The following is a 9,142-nucleotide window of genomic DNA, read 5'->3' on the forward strand; positions in this document are numbered from 1 at the left end:
GTGCCACCCTCAGCCTGCCATGGGCTGTTAACTCAGAGACACTTGCCGGCTCCCGATGCCGCAGCGGGGTGCAGCTTCAGTGCCGGTGCGAAGCACTGCGACGGCCGACGCACGTGCTATCCGTGGCACGGCTTTGGGCGCGGATACCTTCATTGCGCCGCAGGACATCCGAACCGGCGACCGGAACTTATCGGTAGCGAATGATAGTGATTTCCACGATGCGCCGATTCTCCGCAAGCATCTGGCCACCGGCCTTATGAAGCGATTCGAGCCTTGTTCGCGCCTCTCCAAGCAGGGCAGCGTCACCCCCTGCCTCGCGCACTCGCCCCGCTATGCGAGACAGAAGAATACGGTTCCCAATCCACCCCTCTGGGCTTTCCACGCTTGTGTAGCCGATTCTCTCGTATGCTCTGGGAGGCTCCCCATGTGTCCATACATCCACACCGTCGACAACCTCTCTGGCACCACCGGTTCCATACCGGACCTCCGGCGTACCTTCGTATCGTTGAATCGGAGCTACGCAAGCAGCCAAACCGACGCAGGCCGCGGAAACGAAAATCGAACACCTGAATAGCGACTTACCAATCAGCCTCATGATATTAATAATAAGAGTCCATAATTAAATTAGCGCGACCATCGCAAATAGGCCGTCACGCACAATGCGGGCGATTTTGTCACCTCGATTTTTCTCCGGTGCGCCCGGACATCATCTGTCGAGTTCGTGTACCTCGAAATCGCACGTCGGCCTTAAGCTGGGAAAGACCACGTTCAAGAGTATGCCTTCGAGGCACTCGCGGTTGCGTTCAATCGCAGACGCATCAATGCGTGCCGATACGCGTAGCTGAGCCTTCTCCCCACAACTGCCGGCGCTCGCTATGTCGACAGAAAGTGAACTCCGCAGCAAGCAGGACGATACGCTGGCGGAGAGACCACAGGCGAGCATTTCGTCGTAGATGAGCGAGAAAGGGTTTTGGAGGTCAGACCACGCCTCGGCCAGGCTCGCGGTCAACTCGCGGAGCATGCGAGGGTCTTTCAAGGTCAGAACGTAGTTTATTGATGCTTGGTCTTGCAATGCGCGACTCCCTAGGCTCTTTAAAGGATGCAACCGCCACCAATTTCCTCAGGAAATCGGAGGACCGGAGCGCTTACCTGTGCTTTACGATAAGGATGTCGACTACCAGATTAATGGCTGGATAAGTAACACCGTCCACCACCTCTGTATACGCCTCCTCTTCCCTCTCTCCAACGCGAATTGCCGCGTCCCCTCCAGCACGCGTGACGGCGCGGTCAATTTCGAGTTGAAGAAAGCGATGTGCGAACGGCCCGTTGGGAACGACAATTGAGCGCCGCWCCAGGACGATATGAGATTTGTCATCACTGCGGCCTTCCTTTCGCCTTTCGATGGGCCGCTGTACAACGCTGGCCAAGTCGGCATCGACTTCCCGCAGTCCAGTTCCGAGTGTCAGGGCCTCCGCCAGCGGAAGCCTCAATGCCATCAGCATCAATGCGACCAAAACAACAATGCCTCTCTTCCGCATGAACAATCCTGATATTGGCGTCGGCCACATAAGCAACCGACGACTTTCCGGTGAGTTTCTCCCGAGATGGGCCACTCGATTTGTAGGATGAGCTTTGCCGCCATCGGATTGCCAACAATCGCTACCGGGAAATTGGCGGCGGTCTCCTTCCATTCGCGGCCTGCAGCAAGGGGCCAGCCTTATCCAGGTAGGCAATTCCCATGACGTCGAGTGCCGCGCGGGCAAGCGCAAGGTGGGCAGGCATGTCGGGAAGCTTCACTTCCCATCGAAGCGATGCGCCGTCCAGCGCCATTCTTCTCGAGGTCTGTAGTATCGCGGAGGCTGAAAGGAGATTCTCCATGCTGACCTTTGCGCGCACGAACCGTAGGAAGACATCTTGCGGCGTATCATCATTGCAGCGGACTTCCAGAATGCCGGTTCCTGCCGTGCCATGCATACTTATCAGTTCAATCATCTTTCTACTCCCAACTCGGGGACCGCTGGCGGCGCACACTCAACCGCGAGCTGAGGCAATGCTCCCGTCGTTAGCCTTTTGTCCCCACTGGTCCCTTAACCATGACTCGCCGGCGCCCTCGCCGGTTGTCCGGGGCTTGCTCTGACTAGCGCTATCCATGGCAGCCTGCGCACCGAGGCATCGGCAGGCACGCGTACGCTACTCATTGCCCAGCACTAGTTCCAGTTGCAGAGTCTAGACAGTAATCGCCATGCGCGAGCGGCCCTGGCCGTAGCGCTGTCAATATTGGCCGTTAGCGTCGTCTCTCATTTTGAGTTCCATGCAGGTGTACGCAGGAAATCCCCCTGATAAACCATGAGACGTTGAACCGGCACGCTGCGCCATGGGGAGATGAGTGTGGGCTGTCCAAACCAGCAGGAAGGTCCATTCCTGATTCGATAACTGCCAGGAGGCTGGTGGTGTCCAAATGGTCGGACTACCGTGCGTCCACACAACTCAGGTGTCATGAGGACGCCATGCAGGCTCTCCATCTCCTGGCGCTGCTGCTCGCAATCGCAGCAGCCAGTTACACATTCGCGCACCAAGGTACCGTATCAGGCCCAATTAAAAGCTCGACAACCCTCGCGCCCCATCTCGGCCATGTGCATTGGTGGGCCCTCTCCTGTAAGTGGCTTCGGTAGCGAGCAGTTTGGCTGAAACTGCTGCATCTCATAACTAACGGCACGGGCCTTCATCTCCGATAATGAATTCACCGCCGCAGCACTGTACGTGCGGCGCCAATGCCAAGTAATCAAGTCGGCCGAAAACAGAAGAACAGGCCGTATCGGACAGACGAGGACATCATGAACACTTCAGCCATCCACGCTGCGTCCATGCAGCAGCAGCACAACTCGGTGAGGCATCTCCTGGTGAATCTGATTCCCTTCGCCGTCTCCTGGTGGGCCATCAGCTTCGCAATGGCTGTCGTGCTGAACGCAGCGCTGAAGTACGCTGTTTAGCAGACTCCTGGGTTTTGACTCTCATCGCCGGCATTGTCCTCACCCTGCCCAGCGGGGCCTCCTCACCGGATCCTGGCAGCCTGACCACATCGCGATAGACATGCAAGAAGGCCCCATCCGGGGCCTTCTTGCATTCGCCTTGTCCGCCGCTGCTCTTTTCACCTCGCCGCACTTCACGGTGCGGCGCACCGCTGCCACTCAGGCGTCGAATCGTCCACGGATAAACGCGGCACCCTCGAGAACCGCAGATCTTGCCTCCGGTAAGCGCGTGTGCCACATATGCCATTCATGGAACATCCCAGGCCAGACCTTGAGGGTGACATCGACGCCGGCGGCGCCGGCTCGCGCCGCAAGCCTCGTCGCATCATCCAGCAGGCTTTCGTCTCCTCCGACGTGAATCAGCATTGGTGGCAGGCCCGCCAGGTCGCCGAAGAGGGGCGATGCCAAAGGGTTCCGCGGGTCATTGTCCTCTTGCAGGTAACTACGCGCGAACGCCTGGAGCCCTTCCATTGAAATGATGGGGTCGACGTCCGCCTTTGCGCGGATCGAGTCACCGCTCATGGTGAGGTCAGTCCAGGGGGAGATGAGAAAGACCCCCTTCGGTAGCGGTATCTCCCGCTGATTGCACAGCAGCATTAGAGCCACGGCGAGACCGCCGCCAGCCGAGTCTCCTGCCACGACAATGGAAGGGTCCTCACCAAGCCGGTCATACAGCCACTGGTAGGCGTTGAGCGCATCGCGCAGTGCGAGAGGGAAAGGGTTCTCAGGTGCCCTCCGATAGTCAACCGCAAAGACATCCCGATGCGTCTCGATGCACAAGGCCGCCGTCAGCGTTCGGTATTGCGCTGGGGTATGCATGACATAGCCGCCGCCGTGGAGATACAGGACAGCCTGGTTGCGTTGCGCTCCGTAGGACGCCGTCCACGTCCCCGGCAGTTCGTTGCCGTCAAGGAAGCGAACGCCTTGCGGGACGTCGATTTCGTTGTAGATCCTGTCCGCGTGCGTTCGGAGTTGCTCCAGCGTTGGCTGAGCCGGGACTTGTGAATTACGGTCCCGAAGGAACTGAACGATATCTTTCAACTGCTGCGATGCCATGGCTGCTCCATGCAGCGCGCTACCTGGGAGAACTGCCAGTCGGCCCTGCCGGATAGCACTTGGTGGACCTTGCCAAGAGGAGAGCGCGCGATCGGTCTTGGAACAGGATAGGCTCACAGCGCACCAAGTATCTGCCATACAAGTGAACGCTTCGGCCATGGTGGCTCGCTGATCGCCTCGAGGGCACACGGCCCGTGGTCCAGATGGAAAACGACACGGCGGCGGCCGGCCCGGTCGAGAGTCAAGCGAGTGTTCCGAACCCACGGCTACAAGGCCTCCTGGCGCGATTGCGTTGCTACCTCATACCGTTGACTGCTTTTGCTGCGGAATTGGCGCATGCCCGTGTTGTCCTCACGGTACGCTCGTCTTCCCGCTCTCGGCAGCAACGCACGCTGCAACGCAACGCGGCTACCTCCGGCCCGCCACTTGCTGACTCCCCATCACAGGCGTCGACTTCGGCATTTGGCCGAAACTACAATGTGGTTGTCTTCATCCGCTCGAACTACGGGCTGTCTCCATCGGCTTGGGATTGCTAGAGTTAAAGCACTCAGGTCCGCCGCGCTTCGATCCTTATGCATGAAGCTTGCGGGGCGTGGGATAACCGGGGGCCGCGCTTGCCGGCTGGCCTGCAGTCACAAATGTATGAAGGATTCAACCATGGAACTGATCGACCCGTCCGAGCATTCGCGCTTCCTCTCCTTCCTGGAGCGGCACAGCCTGCCTCAGCATGACTTCGTGCTTGTCGAAGTCGACACCACCGACCCGAAGAGCGACGAAATATTTGGCCTGCAGGGATGGATTACGATTCGCCGTCTCTCGGCCGGCACTTCGCGCGAGTATCTTATTGGTGACGAATCCGACTGGCTCGAACATTTCAGCAAGGATGTGCATGCGGGTACCTTTGGCGCATTCACTCCAGGCCACCCGGTCACCTCATGAGCAGCGGGAGCGCCGCGCCGATGAAGGGCGCATTCGCCCCTGGACTTACTTAGCGCAAGACCCGGGTTTCGCCACGCATCGCTCTTGCGGCGGTTCGTGGCGAGACTCGCATCTGGCGTTCCGGACAATGGTTTCGGCACGCCGAAGCGCCTCCGGTTCGCCACCTCCACACTCGGTTTAATCAAGCAGTCGCGAGCCAATCTTCGCTTGTATTTCTCCGCGAGTGACGCCACTCGCCGCCTCGACCAACCGCAGTCCGCCAGACGTTACATCAAGCACGGCCCACTCGGTAATAATTCGATTCGCAGCCCGCTCGACCATTCCATGCCCGCCCAGGGCGTCGACGATATGTGACGGCCCACCGCAGCCATGCACGAGTCCCGACTCTCGGACGAGCAGAATGATGCGTCCCGCGCCATATGTCGCGTTGCCCAGTGCGCCGCCGGTCTTACGCCGGGCGATGGTATTTTCTGGCTCAATGAACTCGCCCGCGCTACTGGCACAGAGAGCCTCCAGGATTGCGACATCCGCCGTAGGACTCAGCATTGCCGCGAAGGATTGCGTCGAATGGAAGGGAGTGAGTTGCCGTCCAACGCGCTTTCCACCTCGCCCGGCGTCGAGGATATCGGCATCCATGTAGTCGTCCGTCGGGTATAGGCCCATGCCTGGCAGCCTATCGTCGGAATGAACCCAAACCTCCTTCGCGACATCGATATGATTTGCCACCAAGGCAGGCAAGCCCGGGCCCAACTCCACGAACTCGCCATCGCGCAACTCTCTTGCCGCGCGCTCTGCCATCTCGTCTACCGTCCAACTCATTGCACTCTTCCTCAGTCACAAAGGCCGTGTTGCCCTTTCCAGACGGGTTTCGGCCCGTGGCCTCCTGGGACCTCGCTGACACATCTGTAGAGTCCACACGCCACCCGATTCCCGTCGGCATCACTGTAGCAGCGCAATGCCTCGTTAGCCCCCGCAGATTTGATGAATCACAGGCCAACATCCGGCGTCGTTCGGCCAGCCATCGTCGCATTGCCTTCTCGCTCCGCCAGCATTGGGCGGCCGAAGGCCAAACGTTCCGCGTGGTCGCTCCGCGAGTCGGCGGGCGATGTAGCGGCTTTTCAGCCATGCCTTGGCTGAATCTGAAACCAGAAAGACCGATAAGTAGCCAGCGCTGTCATTAGACTAGCGCTCCTCGCAATGCAATTGGGGGCCCCCGCCTCCCGTTGCCGGCAGCATGAGAGCCCTGTATTGGACGCCAGGGCGGCGAGTAGCTTGGACATCTGCTGCTTTCGCGGCGCGCATTCTCATGGGAGGCGCGCCGCTTTTCTTGCCTGGGAAAAAGAACGCGTTCGACTTTGGATTCCTCGGCAGCATCAGGCAGTCATTTTTTTCGAAGGCCGCCTTTGACGCCCGCTCGTCCTGATCCGTGCCCCCACTCGACTATGCTTTCGGCAGCGAGATACCGAGGGCCGTATGGAGTGACCTTTCACGCGCCAGCCCCACCCCGAGTTGGAAACCACGACTCCAGAGGCATGCGCGGACTATCTCTCGTGGCCAGGCTCGTTTATGACTATTCAACTCGGTATTGGCGGCGTGCCCGAACCCGATGCCGCATCTCGCCATTTGCTGACAAGCGGTTCAATTTGTGCCAAACGAGAACTCGATGCGGCACTATCAACCGCACGTGCCGTTGGTGCCGCGGCAGCAAAGTTCCAGGAGGCGCAGCGTGACTCGATTCGCGCCGTGCTGAGCCGGCTCGGCGACGTCTCCCGCAACCTTGCACATACGCTTGGCGACTTATCCTTGGCGGGGTCAATGCCGTCAAGTGAACTTCTTGAACGGTCCCGCATATGGGCCAGAACACTGCATTCACAGGTTGATGGCATTTCCCATGCGCTCGAGCGCGGGTATGAAAGTATTGCCGACGCCGGCTATCCCCCATCTGTCCTGTTCGTCGGGCCGGAGGGCTCCGGGAAGACAACCACCAGGGAAGCCCTCTTCGGCTCGCCCGCATTCTTTGCTCGAGAGGCACAAGCACTTGAGCTGGCGCCGGCACGGCGCGAGAACCCAACCGACCGTGCCATCGCAAACACCCCGGCGTGTCTCCTTGTCCAGGAAGCAAGCGTAGCGAAGAGCCCTCCCAATGATGCCGGCGTCATGGCGCAGCGGTGGGACAGATCAATGTGGCCCGACACGCTCGTCCTGGTACTAACGGATGACGATATGGCACCGGGGGCGTTCGACAGCCTTGCGCAAGCTGGTCCGCTGCGGGGCCGCCTGGCGGTACTGTTGAATGTGAAGCGGCACGATGAAGATCTTGACCTGTTGATTGGCGGGGATGGACATGCGTCGGGCAACCGGAACGTCGCTCAACTGGGCGCTCGCATCGCAGAGCGAATCTATCAACGCTTCTGCATCGATGCCATCGAGGTAACTCCGATACACGCACGGGCCGCGTGGCTGGCACGGCATGGCGCAGTGCTACCGCCTGGCGTATCCGCCGCGTCACTCGAACGGTCAAGTAATGTGATGGCCGCAGAGTCCGCCGTTCTGCGCCTGCTGACCTCAGGCGTCGCATCGGCTCGCCTCCAGGCCCCGGCCAGCCTTCTCCACATGTATGTTCAGTTGACCCGAGGGTGTATCGACGAGGCCTCTGATTCCGTCCGGCAACTTCGCGATGCCGCGATGACGGCCGTAAACTCCCTTGAACTGCAGAGGTCAACGGCGGCCCGGCTGCTTGCCCGGAGTCTTGACTTGCTTCAATCCCGCTTTGAAGCTGCGGCGGATTCAATAGCCAGTCTCATAGACGACGCGCTGTCGGAGCCCTCTCCAGCAGACGCTATTAGCCGTGGTTGGCGAGGCATGCTCGATGAGCACGGGCTTACCGACGCCGCCGGATGGCTTCCCCTGGCGCTACAGGCAAATGAGGCGACAACGAACGATATGGCCAGCTTTCCTCCTGCTTCAGACATCGGGGCACGGCAGTTCGATAACGATTCAATTGACGTATCTCAACTCGAGCTTGCCAGGCATCGTGTCAAGTCGCACCGTCACGCACGTCTTCTGTTCCGAAGCATCTCATCCACAGCAGCGGCCATCGTCGCGGGATGGCTAATCTCCGCGGTCGTGGATGACACGCTCTGGACGATTGCCGCCACGACGATTCTCTCCATGGCGGTAGGACTCGGCGTCGACAAAGGGGTATGCCGGGTCACCAGCCGGTGGATCGGCGAAGCGAATCTGGTGCTGGAGCAGCGGCGCGCCTCCCTTGAGAAAGATCTGCGGGATGTCCTGGGGCAACACCACCGGCGGATGCATCAATGGCTACACGCTTTATCGGGGAGTAGATACGATGGAGGCGCGCAAGGACAACTGGCCGCTTCTATCTCAGAGCACCTCGCATGCGTCCGCAGTTCCCTCGACGCGGAGACGAAGCGACTCGAGCGCATCGCATCGAAAATTGATGGCTGCCTGTTGAGTCACGCTTTCGAGCTCGTTGCCCAGGACTTGCACCGCGAACACATTGATATTGTCACCGTTGCGCGGCGACCCGGCGTTTTGGCGATTGCAAGTGTGGCATTTTCCCGCAGCCTCGACCACGCATTCAAGCTTCCCGGTGAGTCTGACGGCAGCAAGCTGAAGCAGCTATCCGAGTGGCTGGGCGGTGAAAGGCTTCTGCTGGTTGACCGGCTCGCCCCGCTCGAACGACAAGTGCGCCAGGCACTCGGGATAGACAACTGCGGCTCGGCGATTGCGTCAGTGGCGATAGCCCCGGGCCGGGAGGCGGCGACCGTCTTGCTTAGCGAAATGCAGTGGGAACAAGCAATCGGGGCTGGGTCGACTTCCATTCAGCTGGCGGAGCAATTGCTTGGCATCTCAATTCACACTGGAGTGCTGTTGTGACGCCTGGATTTCAAGACACTCGCGACGCCGTCCGCCACCTCATCCGCGACGCGGCCTCAATCATTTCGCATTGGCCAACTTCATCTTCGGAATCGTTGCGCGCGACCCTGCAATACTGGCAGGAAACGTTAAAGGCTGAGGCCCCATGGAGAATCGCGCTACTCGGCGAGGCGGGAGTTGGCAAAACCAGCCTCATCCGGGCGGTGTCAGGGAAC

General features: G+C 59.8%; 7 protein-coding genes. 3 read left to right on the forward strand and 4 right to left on the reverse strand.

What is annotated here, in order from left to right:
• Positions 1-1,145 precede the first annotated feature (1,145 nt).
• Together AC1DO7_RS36225 and AC1DO7_RS36230 are read right to left on the reverse strand one after the other, a co-directional pair.
• Entirely contained in the window at positions 1,146-1,538 is a 393-nt protein-coding gene (locus AC1DO7_RS36225; protein WP_477117224.1) for a hypothetical protein, read from the reverse strand.
• A 121-nt stretch (positions 1,539-1,659) separates the two neighbouring features.
• Complete coding sequence (locus AC1DO7_RS36230; protein WP_441619067.1) at positions 1,660-1,992, reverse strand: hypothetical protein; 333 nt, start codon at positions 1,990-1,992, stop codon at positions 1,660-1,662.
• 842 nt (positions 1,993-2,834) lie between these two features.
• Here AC1DO7_RS36230 and AC1DO7_RS36235 point away from each other — a divergent pair.
• On the forward strand, positions 2,835-2,990 hold the full coding sequence (locus AC1DO7_RS36235; protein WP_441619065.1) for a hypothetical protein: 156 nt from the start codon (positions 2,835-2,837) through the stop codon (positions 2,988-2,990).
• Between the two features lie 198 nt (positions 2,991-3,188).
• Here the strand turns inward: AC1DO7_RS36235 and AC1DO7_RS36240 are convergent, their stop codons facing one another.
• A complete protein-coding gene (locus AC1DO7_RS36240; RefSeq protein ID WP_441619063.1) occupies positions 3,189-4,085 on the reverse strand; it encodes an alpha/beta hydrolase in 897 nt (298 codons plus the stop codon).
• Between the two features lie 657 nt (positions 4,086-4,742).
• On the opposite strand from AC1DO7_RS36240, the gene AC1DO7_RS36245 reads away from it, so the two are divergent.
• Complete coding sequence (locus tag AC1DO7_RS36245) at positions 4,743-5,024, forward strand: transcriptional regulator (RefSeq protein ID WP_441619061.1); 282 nt, start codon at positions 4,743-4,745, stop codon at positions 5,022-5,024.
• Between the two features lie 177 nt (positions 5,025-5,201).
• Here the strand turns inward: AC1DO7_RS36245 and AC1DO7_RS36250 are convergent, their stop codons facing one another.
• A complete protein-coding gene (locus AC1DO7_RS36250; protein ID WP_441619060.1) occupies positions 5,202-5,843 on the reverse strand; it encodes a CoA-transferase in 642 nt (213 codons plus the stop codon).
• A 747-nt stretch (positions 5,844-6,590) separates the two neighbouring features.
• On the opposite strand from AC1DO7_RS36250, the gene AC1DO7_RS36255 reads away from it, so the two are divergent.
• Entirely contained in the window at positions 6,591-8,927 is a 2,337-nt protein-coding gene (locus AC1DO7_RS36255) for a hypothetical protein (RefSeq protein WP_441619058.1), read from the forward strand.
• The last annotated feature ends 215 nt before the right edge of the window (positions 8,928-9,142 follow it).

The sequence above is a fragment of the Cupriavidus sp. 05N40 genome (genome assembly GCF_056397305.1).